Genomic DNA, 20,124 nt, shown 5'->3' on the forward strand with positions numbered 1-20,124 from the left:
TGAGCTGGTTCGACCTTGATCGCCCAGGCGCACGGCATCGACAGTGCGGGCCGCTCCCCGGTGGGGCTCCACCTCAGCGCCAGTCACGGCCCGCGCCCAGGGTAACCGAGGCGCTCAGCGTTTCCCACGGCGGTGCCGCCCGCAGGGCCGTCCGCAGCAGTACGACGGACGCGCGCGGAGGCGTGCGGCGGCTGTGCCCCAGTCCGGCCCGTGCCGAGAAGGTCCAGGTCAGCCGCGCGCTGACCTGGACCCTCGCGGTCCTTCCGGCTACTCGTCCCATGCCTGGATCATGATCTGGTCGGCGATCTTGCCGTCGCGCAGCGTGATCATCGACTCGGCGAGCACCCGGACGCCGTCCTCGTACTCGCAGGACTCGCTGTAGGCGGCCTTGTCGCCCTGCACGATGCACTGGTCCAGCTTGTGCGTCATGTCCCGGCTGTAGACGTCGTCCAGCATCGCGGCTATGTCCCTGCGGCCGTGCAGGACCTTGGGGTGGCTGGGCTGGGCGGTGCGGTCGACGATGCGGATCTCCGCGTCGTCCGTGTAGAGCGCCAGCAGGGAGTTCCCCGTGTTTCCCTCCACGGCCCGGCGCAGTGTCTCGGTGTCGAACGTGGAGCCTGTAGCGGTGCCCATGGTGACCTCCTGCGGGAGCCCGCGGCCCGATGCGGAGCGGGCCGCGAGAGCCCCACCTTCGAGCGTCCTCCGCCCCGCCGGGCTCGGCAAGCGCAGGCCGGGCGCTCCGCCTGACGGGTGAGGGGGACCGGCCGCCCGTGTCCGCCCGCACGTCCGGGCCGTTGCTGGAGACATGATCTCAGCACGACGTATCGTCGCCGCCGTCGGCCTCGCGGTCGGGGTCACCGGCCTCGCCGCGCCGCTGGCGAACGCGGCCGCCGCGGACGCGCAGCATCCCGGGAAGCTCAGCCCGCTCGGCGTGCTCGACTCGCTGGCCAGCAGTGACATCCCGGCGGAGTACAAGGACGAGATCCCCAAGGTCTCGGAGCAGCTGCAGGGACTGAACGGACTCCACAAGCTGGGTGAACTGCACCAGCTCACCGACCTGGCCGCGCCCGCCATGGGGCTGGTGCCGGGCATCGAGTCCTGACCCCCGGCAACACCCCCGAGGGCCGTCCCGGAAAGGGGCGGCCCTCCGCCGTACCCCGGCGGCTCGGCGGCCGGGTACCGGGTGCTCAGTGCTCGGCGGCCAGGAACTGCGTCGCCGCCAGCTCCGCGTAGAGCGGGTCCGCCGCCACCAGCTCCCGGTGCGTGCCCACCGCACGGACCTGGCCCGCGTCCATCACCACGATCCGGTCGGCCATCGTCACCGTCGACAACCGGTGCGCGACCACCAGCACCGTCGTCGTCCGCGCCACATCGGCGACCGTGTCCCTGAGCGCCGCCTCGTTCACCGCGTCCAGCTGCGAGGTCGCCTCGTCCAGGAGCAGCAGCCGGGGCCGGCGCAGCAACGCCCGCGCGATCGCCACCCGTTGCCGCTCCCCGCCGGACAGCTTGGTCCCGCGGTGCCCGACCAGCGTCTCCAGGCCCTGCGGCAGCCGCGCCACCAGACCGTCCAGCCGCGTCGTCTTCAGCACCCGCGTCACCGCGTCCTCGTCCGCCTCCGCATTGCCGAGGAGCAGGTTGTCCTTGAGCGACCCCGACAGCACGGGCGCGTCCTGCTCGACGTATCCGATGGCCGAGCGCAGCAGGGGCAGGTCCCAGTCGGCGAGCGGGCGGCCGTCGAGGGTGATCGTGCCGGACTCAGGGTCGTAGAACCGCTCGATCAGCGAGAAGACGGTGGTCTTGCCCGCGCCGGACGGGCCGACGAACGCCGTCATGCCCCGGGCGGGTATCGCGAAGCTCACTCCGTGATGGACGTACGGCAGGTCGTCGGCGTAGCGGAAGCGTACATCGGTGAAGGTGACGGCGGCCGGTTCGGCGCCGGCGGACGGCAACTCGGCGGGCGCGGACGGGGGTTCGGCGGGCAGCCGGAGCGCCTCCTGGATGCGGGCGAGCGCGCCGGCACCCGTCTGGTACTGCGTGACCGCGCCGACGACCTGCTGGATCGGCGACATCAGATAGAAGACGTACAGGAGGAAGGCCACCAGGGTGCCGATGCCGATCGCGCCGGTCGCCACCCTCGCCCCGCCCACCGCGAGGACCGTGATGAACGCCAGCTGCATCGCGAGCCCCGCCGTGTTGCCCGCCGCGGCCGACCACTTGGCGGCCCGCACGCTCTGCCGCCAGGACTCCTCGGCGGCCTCGTGCAGCGCGCGCTCCTCGCGGGGCTCGGCGCCCGAGGCCTTCACGGTGCGCAGCGCGCCCAGCACCCGCTCCAGCGAGGCCCCCATCACCCCGACCGCGTCCTGTGCCCGCCGGCTGGCCCGGTTGATGCGCGGCACGATCGCGCCCAGCACCATGCCCGCCCCGGCGATCACCGCGAGGGTGACACCCAGCAGCACGGGGTCGACCACGCCCATCATCACCACGGTGGCGACCAGGGTGAGCCCGCCGGTGCCGAGTGCGACCAGCGAGTCCGTGGTGACCTCGCGCAGCAGGGTGGTGTCCGAGGTGATCCGCGCCATCAGGTCACCGGGTTCGGTGCGGTCCACGGCGGTGATCCGCAGCCGCAGCAGGTACGACGACAGGGTGCGCCGTGCCCCGAGCACCACCGACTCGGCGGTGCGCCGCAGCACATACGAACCCAGGGCGCCGACCACGGTGTTGGTGACCACCAGACCCGCCATCGCGAGGAGCTTCCCGCCGATGGAACGGTCGTGGGACAGGTCCTCGATCAACCCCCGGGCCACCAGCGGCAGCAGCAGCCCGGTCGCCCCGGTCAGCAGCGAGAGCACCGCACCCGCCAACAGGGCCCAGCGGTGCGGCCGTACATAGGAGAGGAGCAGCCGGAACGTGGACGGACCGGTCCGGTCTCCCGTCCGTCCCGGCGGAACTGCGTCTGCGGTGGTCACGGTGCTCCTCGTCCGGGCGGTGGGCGGCGCACCAAGGCTACGTCGGGCCGCCCCGCCATACGGCGGCACTCCTTTCCCCGACCCCGGTCGCATTACCCCTGTGGGGTATCCGCCCCGGAAAGATCCGCGACGATCGACGTGCTCCGTGCCGTTACCGATCGGTCGCGCGTAGGGTCGGAAGACAGGCACGTCAGCACAGCGACGAAAGGGTCAGGTCCATGGCGCAGGAAGTACGCGGCGTGATCGCACCGGGCAAGGACGAGCCGGTGCGGGTCGAGACGATCGTGGTGCCGGACCCGGGGCCGGGCGAAGCCGTCGTACAGGTACAGGCCTGCGGGGTCTGTCACACCGACCTGCACTACAAGCAGGGCGGAATCAACGACGAGTTCCCGTTCCTGCTCGGTCACGAGGCCGCCGGAGTGGTGGAGTCGGTCGGCGAGGGTGTCACGGACGTGGCGCCCGGGGACTTCGTGATCCTCAACTGGCGTGCCGTGTGCGGGAACTGCCGGGCCTGTCTGCGCGGCCGCCCCTGGTACTGCTTCAACACCCACAACGCCAAGCAGAGGATGACCCTCGCCTCGACCGGACAGGAGCTGTCCCCGGCGCTGGGTATCGGAGCGTTCGCCGAGAAGACGCTGGTCGCCGCCGGACAGTGCACCAAGGTCGACCCGGCCGTCTCCCCGGCGGTCGCCGGACTGCTCGGCTGCGGGGTGATGGCCGGCATCGGCGCCGCCATCAACACGGGCAACGTCGGCCGGGGCGACTCGGTCGCCGTGATCGGCTGCGGCGGGGTCGGCGACGCGGCGATCGCCGGGTCCCGGCTGGCGGGCGCCGCGAAGATCATCGCCGTCGACATCGACGACCGGAAGCTGGAGACGGCGCGCACCCTGGGCGCCACCCACACGGTCAACTCGCGCTCCGGCGACCCGGTCGAGGCGATCCGCGAGCTGACCGGCGGCTTCGGCGCCGACGTCGTCATCGAGGCGGTCGGCCGCCCGGAGACCTACCGGCAGGCCTTCTACGCCCGCGACCTCGCCGGCACGGTGGTGCTCGTCGGCGTACCGACCCCCGAGATGAAGCTCGAACTGCCGCTCCTCGACGTCTTCGGCCGCGGTGGCGCGCTCAAGTCCAGCTGGTACGGCGACTGCCTGCCCAGCCGGGACTTCCCCATGCTGATCGACCTGCACCTCCAGGGCCGGCTGCCGCTGGACGCCTTCGTCACCGAGACCATCCAGCTCGACGAGGTGGAGAAGGCGTTCGACCGGATGCACCAGGGCGACGTGCTGCGTTCGGTGGTGGTGCTCTGATGACCACCCGCATCGAACGCCTCGTCACCTCCGGGCAGTTCACCCTCGACGGCGGCACCTGGGACGTCGAGAACAACGTGTGGATCATCGGCGACGAACGCGAAGTGATCGTCATCGACGCCGCCCACGATGCCCAGGCCATCGCCGAGGCGGTCGACGACCGTGTGCTGAAGGCGATCGTGTGCACCCACGCCCACAACGATCACATCGACGCCGCGCCCGCCCTCGCGGACCTCACCGGCGCCAAGATCTGGCTGCACCCCGACGACCTGCCGCTGTGGAAGCTCACCCACCCCGACCGCGAGCCCGACAACCATCTGACCGACGGGCTCGTCATCGAGGCGGCCGGCGCCGACCTGACCGTGCTGCACACACCCGGCCACGCGCCCGGCGCCGTCTGCCTCCACGAGCCCGGCCTGGCCGTCGTCTTCACCGGTGACACCCTCTTCCAGGGCGGACCCGGCGCGACCGGACGGTCGTACTCCCACTTCCCGACGATCATCGACTCCATCCGGGACAGGCTGCTCACCCTCCCTCCGGAGACGAAGGTCCTGACCGGCCACGGCGACCCGACCACCATCGGCGCCGAGGCCCCCCATCTGGAGGAGTGGATCACCCGCGGCCACTGACGTGAGGACAGCCGGCGGGGGCCGTCAGGCCTCCGCCAACGGCAGGCGTCCCGAGTGACCGGGCGGCAGCGCCAGGTCCTCGCGGACGGCCACGTAGAAGTCGTCGCGGCCGTCGCGCTGCCGCTCCAGCAGAATCCGCCACGCCTCGGGATCCCGCCGCTCCTCCCGCAGGAACCGCTCCATCGCCATGACCGCGAGCACCCACTCCTGGCCCTTCGCGACCACCGCGGGGCTGCCCAGCATGATGAGCTTCTCGCCGTACGGATCACGGGCCAACTGGGCCGCGGCCAGCAGGGGTTCGGCCTCCTGCGGGGAGAGCGGGTGGGGATGCGGGTCGTTGCCCAGATGGGCGGCCACCCGGTAGTCGACGGAGACGGTCTTCTTCAACGCCTGCGCCCACTCCGCGTACACGGTCAGCCGGCGCTCGTCCCAGCGCGCCTCCTGTTCCCGCCGGAACCGCACCCGGTCACCCCGCACCACGGCGAGATAAGAACCGAGCGCGCCGATCACGACGCCTATGAGGGCGGGGAGTTGCTGCAAGAACGCGGACATGCCCGCACGCTATCTGTCCTGTTGATCCTTCCGCCCGTACGGTCGTTGCCATGACCGGACTCAATCGCTTTGCGGGACACGGGGTTCTCGTCACGGGCGCCGCCCGCGGCATCGGCGCGGCCGTCGCCCGGCGGCTGGCCGAGGAGGGCGCACGGGTGCTGGCTACCGACCGGGACCTGTCCGAGGCCGAGCGGACGGCGGCCGCGCTGCGCGAACTGGGGCTGGCCGTCGAGGCGTTCGGCTGTGACGTGGCCGACCGGGACTCCGTGGCGGCCGCCGTCGACCGGGCCGTCGGCTCCTTCGGCGGACTCGACGTGCTGGTGAACTGCGCCGCGCACTGCACCCCGGACGTCCCGCTCTTCGAGGACCAGCCGGACGACGGCTGGGACCTCGACCTGGACATCACCCTCACCGGCGTGCACCGCTGCTGCCGGGCCGCCCTGCCGCACCTGGCCGCCTCCGGCCGGGGCGCCGTCGTCACCATCGGCTCGGTCAACGCGGGGGCCGACTTCGGCAACCACGCCTACAGCGCCGCCAAGGCCGGCCTCGGCTCGCTGACCCGCACCCTCGCCGGGCACGCGGCCGCGCGCGGGGTCCGGGTGAACCTGGTGGAGCCGGGCACGGTCCGCACCTCGGCGTGGGCGGGACGCGAGGACGAACTCGACGCCCTCCGGCCGCTCTACCCGCTCGGCCGGGTCGGCGAGCCGGCGGATGTCGCCGCGGCCGTCGCCTTCCTCGCCTCCCGCGACGCCGCCTGGATCACCGGCACCACCCTCCGCGTCGACGGCGGCCTCACCGCCGTCCACAGCGGTTTCCACGCGGCGCTGCGGCCGCACCGGGAGGCCCGGCATGCGCCGTCACAGGGCCGTTGACGCGGCCGCGACCGCGGCCAGCACCCGCCGGGTGTCGTCCTCGGTGGTCCGCCAGTTGCTGAACGCGGCCCGCAGCGCGGGCACCCCGCCGAACACCGTCGGGGTGAGGAACGTCTCCCCGGACGCGGCCAGCGCCCGGGCCAGGGCGTCCACCCGCTCCTGCGTGGGGTTCTCGGCGAGGGTGAAACAGACCACGTTGAGCCGGACCGGGGCCAGCAGGCGCAGGTCCGGGAGGGCGTCGATGCCCGCGCCGAGGCGCCTGGCCTCGGCGACGTTGCGCTCGACGATCTCGCGGTACCCGGCACGGCCGTACGCCGTCAGGGAGAACCAGGCCGGCAGCGCCCGCAGCCGGCGGGAGGTCTCCGGGGTCAGGTGCAGGAAGTCCGGTTCGCCGGTGGGCGGACCCAGATAGGGGGACTCGTTGTGGAAGACGGCCACCTGGAGGTCGCTGCGCCGGGTGAACTGCACGGCCGCGTCGTAGGGGACGTTCAGCCACTTGTGCAGGTCCACACAGACCGAGTCGGCCGCGTCCAGACCGGCGACCAGCGGGGCGTGCGCGGGGGAGAGGGCGGCGAAGGCGCCGAACGCGGCGTCGACGTGCAGCCAGAAGTCGTGACGCTCCTTGAGCGCGGCGATCGCCCGCAGGTCGTCGAAGTCGACGGTGTTCACCGTGCCGGCGTTGGCGACGACGATCGCCGGCCGCCCGTCCAGCGCGGCCAGCGCCGCGTCGAGCGCGGTCACGTCCACCGCCTCCCGGTTGCCGGGCAGCAGCGGCACCGGCCGCAGCCGGTCCCGCCCGATGCCGAGCACCGACAGCGCCTTGCCGACGCTGGAGTGCGGACTGCCGGAGAGCACGTCGACCGGACCGAGGGCGGCCGAACCCGCCCGGGAGACGTCCACCCCGAGCCGCTCGCCGAGCCATTCCCGGGCGATCGCCAGACCGACCGTGTTGGACATCGTCGCCCCGGTCACGAACGCCCCGCCGTGCGCCTCACCGAGCCCGAACAGTTCGGCCAGCCAGGCCACCGTCTCGCGCTCCAGGGCGGCACCCCAGGAGCCGACGGCCCCGGCCGCGTTCTGGTCGTAGGCCGAGGTCAGCCAGTCGCCGGTCAGGGAGGCGGGCGTCACACCGCCCGTGACGAAACCGAGGTAGCGTGGGCCGGCCGAGGCGGACAGACCCGGCGCCCACCGCTCGGTGAACCGGGCCAGCGCGCCCTCCCCGCCCTCCCCCCGCTCGGGCAGCGCCGCCCGCGCGGGTACGGGGCCGAGCGCGGCCACCGGCCGCTCGCCCAGCCCGGCCAGCGCACGCGCGGCCACGTCACGGGCCGACCGCAGAAGTCCGGGGAACCGGGCGAGATCGTCGGCAAGCATGCGGTGCATGGACGGCAGCCTAGGCCGCCCGCGCCCACGACGCCGAAGTTAACCGTTTCGTCACAGCCTGGCCGGTGCTACAACCAATGCCCTCGATCGGCCGGTCTAGGTCCACGAGATCTGAGGACACAGGAAGGAGACAGACTTCACATGGGGGACATACGCAGACGAGGTGCCGTCGTACTCGGCGTCACCGGACTCGTGGCGCCGCTCACGCTCGCGCTCACCTCGGCTCCGGCGCAGGCCGCGAGCTGTACCACGCAGGCGGGGCCGTACCAGAAGCAGGTGGAGAAGTTCCTCGGCCGGCCGGTGGACGGCAAGCAGTCCGCCGCCGACTGCAAGGCGATCAAGGCCTTCCAGGACAAGCACGGCATCACGCCCGACATCGGCTACGCCGGCCCCGTCACCTGGGGCGTGATGGACCTGATGAACAAGCAGAAGGCCGTCGGCGACAAGCCGAACAAGGACGGCAAGTGCCCCACCAACAAGGGGCGCATCGCCTGTGTCAACCTCACGCTCCAGCTGAGCTGGGTCCAGGACGGCAACAAGCTGGTCTACGGCCCGGTGCCGGTCCGTACCGGCCGCAACGGGTACGAGACCCGGACCGGTCTGAAGAAGATCTACTGGCGTGACATCGACCACGTCTCGTCCGTGTACAACGTGCCGATGCCCTACAGCCAGTTCTTCGACGGCGGCCAGGCCTTCCACTCGGTGGGTCTCAGCATGTGGAACCCGCCGGGCTCGCACGGCTGCGTCAACATGACCACCAAGGACGCCAAGAAGTACTGGTCCCTGCTGAAGAACGGCGACGACGTCTACGTGTACGGCCGCAAGCCGGGCACCTGACGGCGCCCGGCCCCGGCCGGCGCCCCGGCTCAGCTTTCCGGGGCGTCCCCGAAGTCCGGGATCTCCAACCTGGCCCCGCCCTGCCGCGCGGACTCGTGCGCGATGATGCCCGGCAGGGTGTAGCGGGCGGCGACCCACGCGTTGACCGTCGGCATGGCGCGGGTGCTGACGGCTGTCACGAAGTCGTCGACCAGGAAGTGGTGGCTGCCCTCGTGCCCGTTGTGCAGCGTGTCGAACTCCCGCGGCAGCCGCGCCCGGTCGTGCACCGGCGCCGACCCGGAGGTGAAGGCCGCCCGCAGCTCCGGCGCGATGTGCTGGAGCGAGGGATCGTCGGGCGACATGGTGGGCTTGGGCTCGAGGAGCTCGCTGATGTCCTGCACGCCCTTCTTGTCCTGCCACAGCGCCACCGTCGCCAGCTGCTCCATGCTGGCCTCGGTCCCGAAGAACCGGAAGCGCGATTCGCGGATGTGCGACGGATATCCCACCCGCCGGAACTCGTTCGTCCGGAACGACCCGCCGCCCGCGACCTCGAACAGCGCGGTGGCGTTGGACACGTCGTTGCCGAACTGGCTGACGTCCTTGTCGAAGACGCCGTCGCCGCGGTCGTCCACCACCCCGATCGCCGACACGCTCACCGCGTGCGTCTGCCAGGCGCCGAGCACCCCGCCCACCGCGTGCGTCGGATACAGCAGCGGGGGATAGCTGGCGGTCGCCTTCCAGTTCTCGCCGCCGCTGTAGCGGTACGCGTCGTAGAAGCCCAGGTCCATGTCGTGGACGTAGTCGCCCTCGGCGTAGAACAGCCGCCCGAAGGCGCCCTCGGCGATCTGGTTGCGGGCGTGCACGGTCGCCGGGTTGTACTGGCTGGTCTCACCCATCATGTACGTCAGGCCGGTCGCCTTGACCGCGTCGATGATCGCCGCGATCTCCTCGGCGGTGATCGCCATGGGGACCGCCGAGTACACGTGCTTGCCGGCGTTCAGGCCCGCCAGGACCAGCGGGCCGTGCGTCCAGCGCTGGGTGAAGATCGCGACCGCGTCGACGTCCGCCGACTCCAGCATCGCCTCGTACGACGGGAAGGTCCCCGCCAGGCTCTGGGCGGCGGCGAGCCGCTCCGCCCGCTCGGGCAGCAGGTCGGTGACGTACACGTCACCGACGCCGGGATGGGCCTGGAACAGGGTGGCGAACTGGCCGGAGAACTGGCCGGCGCCGACGATGCCGAGTGAGAAAGTCATGGTGGTTACTTTTGCTTCGGAAGAATCTCGCCGTCAAGGGGCGGACAGAAGTAGGAACGACGTCAGAAGGGCGCTTCTGCGGCGCACCCGGCGCACGATAGGGTGGCCGAGTTACTTCAGTTCCGAAAGGAAAGGGGTGCCGTGTCCGACTGGCTGCCGCTGAGCCCCGCGGAGCGCTCCGTGGCGATCGAGGTGCTCGTGCACGGCCCGCTCTCGCGCACCGAGCTGGCCCGCCGGCTGAACCTCTCCCAGGGCAGCCTCACCCGCCTCACCAAGCCGCTCATCGAGTCCGGGCTGCTCGTCGAGGCCCCCTGGGCGGGCGCCCCCGCGGAAGCCCGCCAGGGCCGCCCCTCCCAGCCGCTGGACGTGGTCGCCGACTCCCGCTGCTTCCTCGGCTTCAAGGTCACCGACGAGACCGTGTACGGCGTCGTCACCACCCTGCGCAGCGACATCGTCGCCCGCCTCGACCGCCCGCTCACCAGCCACGACCCGGAGGAGGTCGCCGACCTGCTGGCCAGGATGGCCGCGGAGCTGGCCGCCCGGCACCCCGCCGTCGCGGGCATCGGCATCGGCGTCGGCGGGTTCGTGCGCAAGCACGCGGTGGTCGGCGAGTCGCCGTACCTGCGCTGGCGTGACGTCCCGCTGGCCGAGCTGGTGCGGCGGCGCACCGGGCTGCCGGTCGTGGTGGAGAACGACGTGGCCGCCCTGGTCGAGGCCGAGACCTGGTTCGGCGCCGGCCGGGGACTCGACCGGTTCGTCGTCCTGACCATCGGCGCCGGTATCGGCTACGGGCTGGTGCTCGGCGGCCGGCGGGTGCCGTACGCCGAGGAGGACCGGGGCTTCGGCCGGCACTGGATCATCGACCCGCAGGGCCCGCTGACCCCGCAGGGCGAGCGCGGCAGCGCCGTGTCGCTGCTCACCATCCCCAGCATCCGCTACCAGATCCGGGCCGCAACCGGCCACGACGCGTCCTACGGGGAGATCCTCGCCCGCGCCGCGAAGGGCGAGCCGATGGCCGCGCGGGTGATCGGCGAGGCAGGCCGGGCGCTGGGCACCCTGCTCGCGCACATCGCCAACTTCGCCATGCCGCAGAAGATCCTGCTCGCCGGGGAAGGGGTCGGCCTGATGGAGGTGGCCGGGGACACGGTGCGGGACACCGTCCGCGCCCACCGGCATCCGCTCGCGGCGCCGATCGGCCTGGAGACCAAGGTCTCCGACTTCCACGACTGGGCGCGCGGGGCGGCCGTGCTGGCGATCCAGGTGCTGGTGCTCGGCGGGGACGGGCGTTGAACTGCCGTTTCCGCCCGGACGTCCGCCGCCGCGCCGTGGCGAACTCCCGCTTCTCCCCGACTCATTGACGTGATGATTAACACGGTCCGTTATGTCCGTATCGGTCGTACTTACTCACGGCGCCTTCACGTCGACCGGCATATGCTTCACACCATGTCCACCAGTGTTGAAGCCGTCACCGAGCGATCGGCCGACGAGGTCAACGAGGAGATCCGGGCCTTGTGGCTCCGGTCGGGCGGGACACTGAGCACCGAGCAGCGCGAGGAATACCGGCGGCTCGTCCTCGAATGGGCGGCCGCGTCCCCGCACCAGCCGGACCAGGCGGCCTGACCGCCCGTCCCGGGCACCCGTCGGGACGGGTGCCCTTCTCGTAGACCCGTGGGTCCTTCCACAGCCCCCGGTCCCCGCCGTCAGCCCCAAGTAGCCGAGTAGTAGCGCTGGTACGCCTTGCGGTCCTGCTCCGCCCGGAAGTAGCGGGTCGCGACCAGGGCGACCAGGCTGCCCCCGATCACCAGCAGCCCCGGGCCGACATTACGGGTGTCCGTCAGCCGGGCGACCAGACTGGTGTCGTCCGAGGCGACCGGCGCCGCCGAACCCGGCGAGGCCGCGCTCGGCGCGATGGCACTGTGGGTCGCCGCCGCCGACGGCGCCGGCGAGGCACCCTGGCCCCCGGCCGCGTTCTGCGTCGCCCCGATCAACTGCACGTTCAGCGCCGCCATCGCGCGGGTCACCGGCTGGAAGAACGTCACCCCGCCCGTGGTGCAGTCACCGCTGCCGCCCGAGGTCACGCCCAGCGCGATGCCCTCCGAGAACAACGGACCGCCGCTGTCGCCCGGTTCGGCGCACACGTTCGTCTGGATGAGCCCGGTGACCGTGCCCTCCGGATAGTTGACGGTGGCGTTGAGGGCGGTCACCGTGCCGTCGTGCAGCCCGCTGGTGGAGCCGCTGCGGAACACCTTCTGCCCGACCGTCGGATCGGCCGCCCCCGTGATCCGCACGCCCTGGCCGTTGCCGATGGCGACCACGTCGGCGTTGTCACCGGCCTTCCCGCCGGCGTACTGGATCAGCGAGAAGTCGTTGCCCGGGAACTGCGTGTTGATCGTGGTGCCCACCTGCTGGTTGTTGCCCTCGCCCTCGTCGAACCAGATGGTGTCGGCCGGTCCGCAGTGACCGGCGGTGAGAATGAAGTCGGTCGTTCCGTTGGTGACGTTGAACCCCGCCGAACAGCGGCCGCCCGTCGACAGGATCGGCTGCGCCCCGTTGAGCCGGGTGGTGAACGTGCCCTCCGAGCGCTGCATCTGCACAAAGGTGCCGATGCCCGCGGCGACCCGGCTCAGGTCCGACCAGTTCGAGGCGGAGACCGTGCTGTCGGCCTCCACCATCACCCGGTTGGTCCGGTAGTCCACCGCCCACGCGGTGCCGGCCACCCGCGGCGCCCCACGAAGCGTGGCGGTGGCCGCCTTCAGCTCGTTCATGCTGTGCGACACCATCTTGGGCTCGGCGCCCGCCTGCTTCACCATCGTCGCGGCCCGCTCGTCGGTCACCGCGACCACCGGCTTGCCGTCGGCGCCGATCCAACTGCCCGCCGTACGGGCCGTACCGAGCTTGGCCACCAGTGCGGCGCCGGTGTCACCGGCCTCCGTCGCGGAGCTGAACGGGACGGCGGACGTACCGGGAGTCTCGCTCGCCATGGCCGTGGTGACCATCGCGCCTCCCAGAAGGAGTCCGCCGACCGCCGCCAGCTGTGTCCCCCGCCGGACGACCCGTCGTCGTGCGTGCCTCATCCATGGCTCCCGAAACCCCGAACGCGCGGTGCGGACACCGCGGGGCCCTCCGGTCGTCGAGCGCCCTGCTCTTCATACGGGGCCGGGCGCGGGGGTGTTCACCGCGACGGTGATCTTTGCGATCCCGTGGCGGTACGACATGGCCGTCCGGGCGCGTTCCCGGGCACCCCGGGGCCGCCTATCTTGACCCCATGACCAGCATCCAGCAGGAGAACCCGGACGAACCGAACCCGCTGCGCGCTCTCACCCTCGACCGACTCCGACGCCGTACCAGCATGAAATGGCGCACCTATCCGCAGGACGTGCTCCCGGTGTGGGTGGCGGAGATGGACGTGCCGCTCGCCGGGCCGGTCGTCCGCGCGGTCACGGACGCGATGGAACTCGGGGACACCGGCTACCCGGCGGGCACCGGCTACGCCGAGGCGCTCGCCGCGTTCGCCGCCAAACGCTGGGGCTGGCACGGGCTGGACGTGGCGCGCACCGCGATCGTCCCCGACGTGATGCTCGGGGTGGTCGAGATGCTGAGACTGGTCACCGGGCCCGGCGATCCGGTGGTCGTCAACTCGCCGGTGTATCCGCCGTTCTACCAGTTCATCGCGCACATGGACCGGCGGGTGGTGGAGGCCCCGCTCGGCGCCGACGGGCGTATCGACCTCGACGTCCTGGCGGCAGCGTTCCGCGGGCTCGGCGGCGGGCGGGCCGCCCATCTGCTGTGCAGCCCGCACAACCCGACCGGCACCGTCCACACCGCCGGGGAACTCACCGCCGTGACCGAACTCGCCGAGCGGTACGGCGTCCGGGTCGTCGCCGACGAGATCCACGCCCCGCTCACCGCCCCCGGCGTCGACTTCGTGCCGTATCTGAGCCTGCCGGGCGCCGAGCGCGGCCTGTCCCTGATGTCGGCCTCGAAGGCCTGGAACCTGGCGGGCCTCAAGGCCGCGCTCGCCGTCGCCGGACCCGGGGCCGCCGCCGACCTCGCCCGGATGCCGGAGGAGGTGAGCCACGGCCCCAGTCATGTCGGCGTCATCGCGCACACGGCCGCCCTCGCCGACGGCACCGCCTGGCTGGACGCCCTGCTCGTCGGGCTGGACGAGAACCGGCGTCTGCTGGCCGGTCTCCTCGAACGCCACCTGCCCGCGGTCCGGTACCGGCCCGCCGAGGCCACCTACCTCGCCTGGCTCGACTGCCGCGCACTCGGACTCGGCGACGACCCGGCCGAGGTCTTCCTGGCGCGCGGCCGGGTCGCCGTCAACTCCGGGATCCCCTTCGGCACGGGCGGCGCCGGACACGTACGGCTCAACCTGGCCACCTCGCCCGAGGTGATCACGGAAGCGGTACGGCGGATGGCTGCGGCCCTGGTCTGAGGCGCAGCGCGGCGGAGGCGACCCCTACACTTCCCGCATGGACGACACCACCGGGACCGATCTCGACCGGCTCGGCGCCGGCAAATACCTGCTCGTCACCAGCTATCGCAAGGACGGCAGCCCCGTCCCCACCCCGGTCTGGGTGGTGCGGGACGGAGACACCCTCGGCGTCTGGACGGCCGCCGACACCTGGAAGGTCAAGCGCATCCGCCGCCGCGCCGATGTCCGGGTCGGCCCCTGCGACCTGCGCGGACGCCCGACCGGCGACCCGGTCCAGGCCACCGCCGAGATCGCCGACGAGGCCACCACCGCCCGCTACCGCGACCTCATCGCCCGCAAGTACGGCATCACCGGCCGGCTCACCCTGCTCGGCAGCAGGCTGCGGCGCGGCCGCGAGGGCACCGTCGGAATCCGGGTGACCCTCGCGCCCTGAGAAGGCCGTATCTCTCCAGGGCGCGAGGACCGCTACGAAACGCGTCCGGCAGCGTGAGGAGCGCTACGAGGCGTCCAGCACCGTGCCGTTCAGCGCCAGACCGCCCGGCAGCGGTTCGCCGTCGTCGGCGGTCTGCCGGAAGCTGACCGACTCGGCCGGCTCACCGGTCCGGTCCTCGACGGTGGGCACGGTCACGTCGAGGCTGGTCTGCCCGGCCGGGACGTCCAGCCACAGATAGAGGCCGTCCACCGAGGACAGCGGCCGCTCCGGGTCCGGTTCGGCGCCGGAGGCGTCGGCCAGCCAGTGCGGATCGACGTCCTTGGTGGACAGCTCCGGAGCACCGCCGTCGGGCCGGACCGGGACGAAGAGCGTACCGATGTCCGTGTCCGCGGCCTCCGACAGCGAGATCCGCCACTTCAGCGCCGAACCCTCCGTCACCTTGTCCGCGAGCGGGGTCACGGTGACCGTGGGCGCCGGGTCGTCGTCGTGCACGGTCAGGCCGCCCCGGTAGGAGCCGACGACCGCCCCGTGGACGGCCTTGACCAGCACGTCATACGACAGGTCGGCGCCGTAGCGGGTGTTGCCCCGCACCTCGACCGGCACGTCGACCGCGTGGCCGCCGGGCCGCACGGTGACCAGGCGGTCCTTCGCGGTACCGGTCGCCGGGTCCACGACGTACATCCGGACCTGGCCGTTGCCCCGCCCGGACACCCGCACCGGAACGTGGTAGGTGCGGACACCCGAGTCGCCCTCGTCGACCGTGAGACGGCCGACGTCGACGCGCGGCAGCGCCGCCGCCCGTACCGCCGGGGTGCCCGGCCGCCAGCCCCAGGCGTCCATCAGCCAGGCCTGCCCCGAAGCCGAACGAGGGGTCAGTTCAAGGGACTTGACCGAACGCAGGTCGACCCCGGCCCGGCGGGCGGCGGTCAGTGGTACCCGCAGTTCACGCGCCCAGTAGGACGCGGTGCGCTCGCTGCCGGGCAGCCCGTCGACCCGGACCCGGCCCAGTGTCGCCGTACGCCCGTGGGTGTCGGTGACGGCCGCGTCGAGTCGGGTGCCCTCGGTGTTCGGGGGCACGAAGACCCGGAGCGCGAGCGCGTCGGCGCCCCGGAGGGAGACCGGCCGCGCCACCTGGACGCGGGTCGCCGCTCCCGCGGCCGTCCAGCGCAGCGCGACCGCGTTCCGCCCTGTCTCCCGTGCCGTCTCCCACTGCGCGAAGTGCGGCGAGCCGCCCACGGTGCCCTCGCCCAGACAGGCCACTGCCGGGTCCGGATCGGCCGCGGCGCACAGCCGGCCACCGGTCACCTTCACCTTGCCGTCCGGCAGGAACCCGGCGCCACGGTTCGCGCCGACCGCGTGGCTGAGCACGCGCGCCGGATCCGCCGACGGCGCCCGCCGCCCCGAACCGTCCAGCAGCGGACGCACCTTGTCGTCACCCGCGACGAACAGCCGGGCCGCCGCGGCGATGTACGTCGAGCCCGCCCGGTGCTGCTGGTCGGCGGTCAGCCGGGTCGCGGTCCCCTTGGAGCAGACCGGGTCCCGCTGGTCCGGGTCGTCGTAGAAGTCGTCCTCCGCCGGGGCCTGCGCCTGTCCCGGCGTCCACTCGGTGTTGAAGAAGTTGTGGTTGGCGCCGATCACGTAGACCGCGCTGTGCAGGGCTTTGCCGGCGCCGACCGCGCGGGTGCCGTCGACGTACACCTCTCCCTGGAGGTCGGAGACATCGCCGTCGCAGCCCGGCAGGACGGTGAGCGACGGCACGTCCGGTACCGGGTTCTGGCCGAAGACGGTGGGGCCGATCAGCACGGTGCCGCTGATGTGCCAGCGCACCTTGCCGTGGTAGCCGTCCTGGTCGGCCGGCGGCGGGTAGAGGCTGTCCAGCGCGGCCCGGTTGACGCCCTCGCCGCCCCGGGAGTGGCCGATCAGCAGCACCCGGGACAGGTCGGCGCGCGGTGCCTCGCGGACGATCCGGGGTGCCAGCCGCGGGTTTCGCGCCCAGTCGGCCCAGTGCGCCAAGTGCAGCCGGATCAGCGAAGAACGGGCCTGGGCGCCGCCGTCCTCGGCCTGCCAGTCCTGGCCGTTGATGCCGTTCGCCGAGATCGACACGGTCACATAGCCCTGGGACGCCAGCAGCCGCTGGTCGCGGAGGTAGCCCCGATGGCTCGGTATCGGGAGCGTCCCGGCCGGGCAGGGCCAGGCGCCGGACGCCTGCCCGTCGTCGCCGTGCGGGGCGTAACAGGTGGCGTGGCGGCCGTGCAGGAACAGCGCGAGCGGGCGCGGGCCGGAGGCCCCGGTGGGCGCGACCACCACGGCGCTCATCTCGACCGGGACGGAGAACCCGGGCAGGCGCGCCGACTTGAGGTGGTACTCGCCGGTGGTCGTGCGGTAGCGGCCGGGCTTGCCCGGGTCCACCGGGCCGGCCGGCAGTGGAGCCGGGGGACGGGCGGCCGACGCGGGTGCCTCGGTGGCAGCTGACCGGGTGTCCAACCGCCGTCCGCCCGACCAGACCTGAAGATCCGTCAGGTCACCGGCGCGGGTTCCTTCGAGGCCGAGCCGGAAGGTGTGCCCGTCCCGCTCCGGCTTCGGCACCCCCAACAGCCGTCCGTCCGAGCGGAATTCCACCCGCGCGTCGCCCATCGGCACCTGTCTGCCGGACCGCCACACCAGTTGGGGCGCCGAGCGCCCGTCGTCGATGCGCCAGCCCGGCGGCAGCTTCCCGCCGGACTCGGCGGCCGCCGGGGCCGGCCGGGCGTGCGCGGCGGTGCCGGACACCCCTCCCACGAGCGCGAGCACCGCGGCAGCGGTGACCCATATGCGCCGGGTACGGACCAATGTTCCCTCCTCGGAAGGCGAGGACGGGAGCCCCGGCCGTCCCGAGGAACCCCTCGCGCCCCGGAGGACGGGGAGCAGGGTCTGTGGGTTGCCTGTGAAGGAAGAGGGATTGGTTACTTGCGGGAGGGGAGGTGGAGCAGCCTCGCCCAGGGCGTCGGCTGCCGCGTGACGGGATACCCGACCGTCAGCTCCATGCCCGGTACGGCTCGTCGAGCAGTTGGAAGACCGGCTCGCCCCGCACCGGGTCCTTGGCCGTGGAGAGCTTGACCCGGTCGCCGCTGTGGATGCCGATCGGCGGGCCCATGACCCGGCCCCGCACGACGAATCCCTCGGCCATCTCGATCAGGGACACATTGCGCGCGGCGGGCGTGTTGCGGTGCACCACCGTGGAGTGGCGGACCGTGCCGGTGCCCTCGCTGCGCTCCGTGCGCAGTTCGCTGCCCTGGCAGACCGGACACAGCAGCCGGTGGTAGGTGGCGGTGCCGCACCAGGTGCAGCGCTGGAAGACGATGGCGTCCTTGTGGTGGTCCGCGTGGCGGTGGTCCGCGGGTGCGGGGTCGAGAACGCTCGTCGCGAATCCGACCGCCGACTGCGCGGCGCTCGCTGAGTGGTGGTACACGCTGGTCAACTCCCTGCGCTCGCCCGGAAACCCGAATCCCGCGTGCCCGGACCCGGCCGCGCACGCATGTGCCCGGTTCGCCGTGCCACCGTGCACGCCGTCAGCGTATGGCACTGAGTGTCAGTCGTAAAGGCACTGCGTACCCCTAAATTGCGAGGATCCTGCGGATGGTCACCGGATCCCGGGCCCGTCAGGCACGGCCGAACGCGGTCTCGATCTCCTGGACCACCCGCCACAGCGGGGCGTCCCGCCGGGAGACCAGGACGACCACGTCGTCCGGGTGCTCCTCCATCGGCCCGCCGAACAGTGCGGCCGACGCGCCGTCCGGCGCGGGCCCGGCGTCCTCGGTGCCGAACGCGGCCTGTACGTACCCGAGGGCGTGGTCGACCGTCGCCGCCGCGTCGCCCTCGCCGTCCGAACGCAGCCAGGAGCGCAGGGCGTTGTTGTGCGCCGCGACCACGGCCGCCGCGATCACGTCCGCCCGCAGCGTCCCGTCCGGACGGCCGGCGTACCGGCCGCGCAGGTACTCGGCCAGCGCGCGCTCGTAGCGCCACACCACCGACAGCTCGTACGCGCGCAGCCCGGGCACCTTCTTGGTGAGCCGGTAGCGCTGCACCGAGAACGTGGGGTTCTCCGCGTACATCCGCAGTACCAGTCGCGCCGCGTCGCACACCCGCCGCACCGGCTCGCACCCGGGCTCGCTCGCCGCCAGGAAGGCGGTCATGTCGGCCAGGCAGCCCTCGTGGTCGGGGAAGACCACGTCCTCCTTGGACGGGAAGTAACGGAAGAACGAGCGCCGCCCGACCCCGGCCAGGGCAACGATGTCGTCGACGGTCGTCTGCTCGTAGCCGCGCTCCAGGAAGAGCCGGAAGGCCGCCGCGACCAGGGCGTCCCGCATGGGTGGCTTCGCGGGCGGCGCCGTGCTGCTGGAGCTCATGGACGCGAACGTAGCACTCCATCGCGCTCATGGCACTCAGTGCACGCCGGGTGGGGAACTGAGTGCACTCCCCTTCTGCTGGTCCCGCTCGGGCTGAACCGGCCGACCGGTTCTGCCGTATGTGTTCTCGGGGATCGCGGACACCCGTGCGTACGGGACGTAGAAGGAGAGCAGTGTGTCGACACCGCCCGACCCTGAGCAGCCGCACCGCGGGCCGATCCTGGAACCGGTCCGGGTCCTGCGCCCCCGCCGACTCGACGCTCTCGCGGAGCTGATGCGCGAGATCCGGGAGGAGGCGGAGGCCGACGAGAAGGCGAGAGAGACCGGGAAACAGGCCGGCAGGCAGGCGGGGAAACAGACCGCGAAGCAGCCGGGGCCGGCGGACTTCGAGGCGTTCGACGCGGACCGCTGGCCCGCCGCCGGCACGGAGGACGAGACCCAGGAACTGCCGCCGGTCGCCGACGGCCCGCGTGGCCACGGCCATGGCGCCCGTTCGTCGCACGCCTTCGGCTTCGGCCCGGGACTGCGCCGGGCCGCCGCCGTGGTGGCCGTCGGCGCGGCCGTCCTGGTCGGCTTCGGCTGTGCCCTGCTGCTGCCCGGCCGCGAGGGCACCGCCGCGGCCGCCCAGCCCTCCCCGTCCGCCACCACGGCACCGGCCTCCACCCCACCGGCCTCGGACACCTCCACCGATCCCGACGGCGCCGGCACCCTCCGCGAGGGCGACACCGGCCCCGAGGTCGTCGACCTGGAGCAGCGCCTCCTGCGCATCCCGGACGTCTACCGCGACGGCTCCACCGGCGGAACGTACGACGCCGCCCTCACCGCGGCGGTGGAGCGCTTCCAGATCTGGTACGGCATCAGCGGCGACGAGCGCGGCGTCTACGGCGACGACACCCGCAGCGCCCTGGAGTCGCGCACCAGCCCGACGGACGGCTGAGCGGGGACGAACGGCCCGGTGACCGGTCCGGTCGGCCGGTCCGGGGAGCGCCTTCGAACGCCGGGCAATGGATCAGGAAAACGCCGGGTTCGTGCGAGGAACGGGCGTCACCATGGGCAGCCACCCGGCAGCTCCGTGCCGCCGTGTCCCCACCGT

The 20,124-nt window shown here is 72.6% G+C and carries 20 protein-coding genes and 1 riboswitch; of the genes, 10 read left to right on the plus strand and 10 right to left on the minus strand.

Features of this window, described 5'->3' with window-relative positions:
* Positions 1–14 precede the first annotated feature (14 nt).
* Positions 15–97: riboswitch (ZMP/ZTP riboswitch) on the minus strand.
* Positions 74–280 (minus strand): hypothetical protein, encoded by a 207-nt coding sequence (locus ACGFZQ_RS37965; protein ID WP_393844218.1) that lies wholly within the window; start codon positions 278–280, stop codon positions 74–76. Its footprint overlaps the riboswitch before it by 24 nt.
* Positions 268–633, minus strand: coding sequence for a nuclear transport factor 2 family protein (locus tag ACGFZQ_RS37970; RefSeq protein WP_351744911.1), 366 nt, complete (start codon positions 631–633; stop codon positions 268–270). Before ACGFZQ_RS37970 ends, ACGFZQ_RS37965 begins: the two co-directional genes overlap by 13 nt.
* 172 nt (positions 634–805) lie before the next feature.
* On the opposite strand from ACGFZQ_RS37970, the gene ACGFZQ_RS37975 reads away from it, so the two are divergent.
* Entirely contained in the window at positions 806–1,102 is a 297-nt protein-coding gene (locus tag ACGFZQ_RS37975) for a hypothetical protein (protein ID WP_393844219.1), read from the plus strand.
* Between the two features lie 85 nt (positions 1,103–1,187).
* Here ACGFZQ_RS37975 and ACGFZQ_RS37980 read toward each other — a convergent pair whose 3' ends face one another.
* Entirely contained in the window at positions 1,188–3,059 is a 1,872-nt protein-coding gene (locus ACGFZQ_RS37980; protein WP_393844220.1) for an ABC transporter ATP-binding protein, read from the minus strand.
* A 125-nt stretch (positions 3,060–3,184) separates the two neighbouring features.
* Here ACGFZQ_RS37980 and ACGFZQ_RS37985 point away from each other — a divergent pair, with 125 nt between their 5' ends.
* Together ACGFZQ_RS37985 and ACGFZQ_RS37990 are read left to right on the plus strand one after the other, a co-directional pair.
* Positions 3,185–4,273 (plus strand): S-(hydroxymethyl)mycothiol dehydrogenase, encoded by a 1,089-nt coding sequence (locus ACGFZQ_RS37985; protein ID WP_351744919.1) that lies wholly within the window; start codon positions 3,185–3,187, stop codon positions 4,271–4,273.
* Complete coding sequence (locus tag ACGFZQ_RS37990; protein ID WP_393844221.1) at positions 4,273–4,902, plus strand: MBL fold metallo-hydrolase; 630 nt, start codon at positions 4,273–4,275, stop codon at positions 4,900–4,902. Before ACGFZQ_RS37985 ends, ACGFZQ_RS37990 begins: the two co-directional genes overlap by 1 nt.
* A 24-nt stretch (positions 4,903–4,926) precedes the next feature.
* Here ACGFZQ_RS37990 and ACGFZQ_RS37995 read toward each other — a convergent pair whose 3' ends face one another.
* Positions 4,927–5,454, minus strand: coding sequence for a hypothetical protein (locus ACGFZQ_RS37995; RefSeq protein ID WP_393844222.1), 528 nt, complete (start codon positions 5,452–5,454; stop codon positions 4,927–4,929).
* Positions 5,455–5,504: 50 nt separating this feature from the next.
* On the opposite strand from ACGFZQ_RS37995, the gene ACGFZQ_RS38000 reads away from it, so the two are divergent.
* The gene (locus tag ACGFZQ_RS38000) at positions 5,505–6,326 is read left to right on the plus strand and encodes an SDR family NAD(P)-dependent oxidoreductase (protein WP_393844223.1); all 822 of its coding nucleotides are present in this window, start codon (positions 5,505–5,507) and stop codon (positions 6,324–6,326) included.
* Here ACGFZQ_RS38000 and ACGFZQ_RS38005 read toward each other — a convergent pair.
* Positions 6,312–7,706, minus strand: a complete 1,395-nt coding sequence (locus tag ACGFZQ_RS38005) for a pyridoxal phosphate-dependent decarboxylase family protein (protein ID WP_393844224.1) — start codon at positions 7,704–7,706, stop codon at positions 6,312–6,314. The two genes, ACGFZQ_RS38000 and ACGFZQ_RS38005, sit on opposite strands and share 15 nt — an antisense overlap.
* A gap of 141 nt (positions 7,707–7,847) precedes the next feature.
* Here ACGFZQ_RS38005 and ACGFZQ_RS38010 point away from each other — a divergent pair, with 141 nt between their 5' ends.
* Positions 7,848–8,543 (plus strand): L,D-transpeptidase family protein, encoded by a 696-nt coding sequence (locus ACGFZQ_RS38010; protein WP_351696891.1) that lies wholly within the window; start codon positions 7,848–7,850, stop codon positions 8,541–8,543.
* Between the two features lie 29 nt (positions 8,544–8,572).
* Here the strand turns inward: ACGFZQ_RS38010 and ACGFZQ_RS38015 are convergent, their stop codons facing one another.
* Positions 8,573–9,775, minus strand: coding sequence for a Gfo/Idh/MocA family protein (locus tag ACGFZQ_RS38015; RefSeq protein WP_393844225.1), 1,203 nt, complete (start codon positions 9,773–9,775; stop codon positions 8,573–8,575).
* Between the two features lie 141 nt (positions 9,776–9,916).
* Between ACGFZQ_RS38015 and ACGFZQ_RS38020 the strand changes: the two genes are divergently transcribed.
* Both ACGFZQ_RS38020 and ACGFZQ_RS38025 read left to right on the plus strand, forming a co-directional pair.
* A complete protein-coding gene (locus tag ACGFZQ_RS38020; RefSeq protein WP_393844226.1) occupies positions 9,917–11,065 on the plus strand; it encodes an ROK family protein in 1,149 nt (382 codons plus the stop codon).
* 141 nt (positions 11,066–11,206) lie between these two features.
* The gene (locus ACGFZQ_RS38025) at positions 11,207–11,395 is read left to right on the plus strand and encodes a hypothetical protein (protein WP_351744937.1); all 189 of its coding nucleotides are present in this window, start codon (positions 11,207–11,209) and stop codon (positions 11,393–11,395) included.
* Between the two features lie 80 nt (positions 11,396–11,475).
* Here the strand turns inward: ACGFZQ_RS38025 and ACGFZQ_RS38030 are convergent, their stop codons facing one another.
* The gene (locus ACGFZQ_RS38030) at positions 11,476–12,849 is read right to left on the minus strand and encodes a S1 family peptidase (RefSeq protein WP_393844227.1); all 1,374 of its coding nucleotides are present in this window, start codon (positions 12,847–12,849) and stop codon (positions 11,476–11,478) included.
* Positions 12,850–13,040: 191 nt separating this feature from the next.
* Here ACGFZQ_RS38030 and ACGFZQ_RS38035 point away from each other — a divergent pair, with 191 nt between their 5' ends.
* Both ACGFZQ_RS38035 and ACGFZQ_RS38040 read left to right on the plus strand, forming a co-directional pair.
* Positions 13,041–14,213 carry a MalY/PatB family protein gene (locus ACGFZQ_RS38035; protein ID WP_393844228.1) on the plus strand — a complete coding sequence of 391 codons (1,173 nt, stop codon included), beginning with the start codon at positions 13,041–13,043 and terminating at the stop codon, positions 14,211–14,213.
* A 37-nt stretch (positions 14,214–14,250) separates the two neighbouring features.
* The gene (locus tag ACGFZQ_RS38040) at positions 14,251–14,646 is read left to right on the plus strand and encodes a PPOX class F420-dependent oxidoreductase (RefSeq protein WP_351744945.1); all 396 of its coding nucleotides are present in this window, start codon (positions 14,251–14,253) and stop codon (positions 14,644–14,646) included.
* Between the two features lie 63 nt (positions 14,647–14,709).
* Here the strand turns inward: ACGFZQ_RS38040 and ACGFZQ_RS38045 are convergent, their stop codons facing one another.
* From ACGFZQ_RS38045 to ACGFZQ_RS38055, 3 genes are all read right to left on the minus strand, one after another.
* Positions 14,710–17,475: a hypothetical protein gene (locus ACGFZQ_RS38045; protein ID WP_393844229.1), complete on the minus strand. Its 2,766-nt coding sequence runs from the start codon at positions 17,473–17,475 to the stop codon at positions 14,710–14,712.
* A gap of 184 nt (positions 17,476–17,659) precedes the next feature.
* On the minus strand, positions 17,660–18,094 hold the full coding sequence (locus ACGFZQ_RS38050) for a zinc ribbon domain-containing protein (RefSeq protein WP_351744949.1): 435 nt from the start codon (positions 18,092–18,094) through the stop codon (positions 17,660–17,662).
* A 190-nt stretch (positions 18,095–18,284) separates the two neighbouring features.
* Positions 18,285–19,031, minus strand: a complete 747-nt coding sequence (locus ACGFZQ_RS38055; protein ID WP_393844230.1) for a TetR family transcriptional regulator — start codon at positions 19,029–19,031, stop codon at positions 18,285–18,287.
* A gap of 175 nt (positions 19,032–19,206) precedes the next feature.
* Here ACGFZQ_RS38055 and ACGFZQ_RS38060 point away from each other — a divergent pair, with 175 nt between their 5' ends.
* Complete coding sequence (locus ACGFZQ_RS38060) at positions 19,207–19,968, plus strand: peptidoglycan-binding protein (protein WP_393844231.1); 762 nt, start codon at positions 19,207–19,209, stop codon at positions 19,966–19,968.
* Positions 19,969–20,124: the final 156 nt, after the last annotated feature.

Origin of the sequence: Streptomyces sp. NPDC048254, assembly GCF_043201895.1 — a bacterium.
GTDB lineage: Bacteria > Actinomycetota > Actinomycetes > Streptomycetales > Streptomycetaceae > Streptomyces.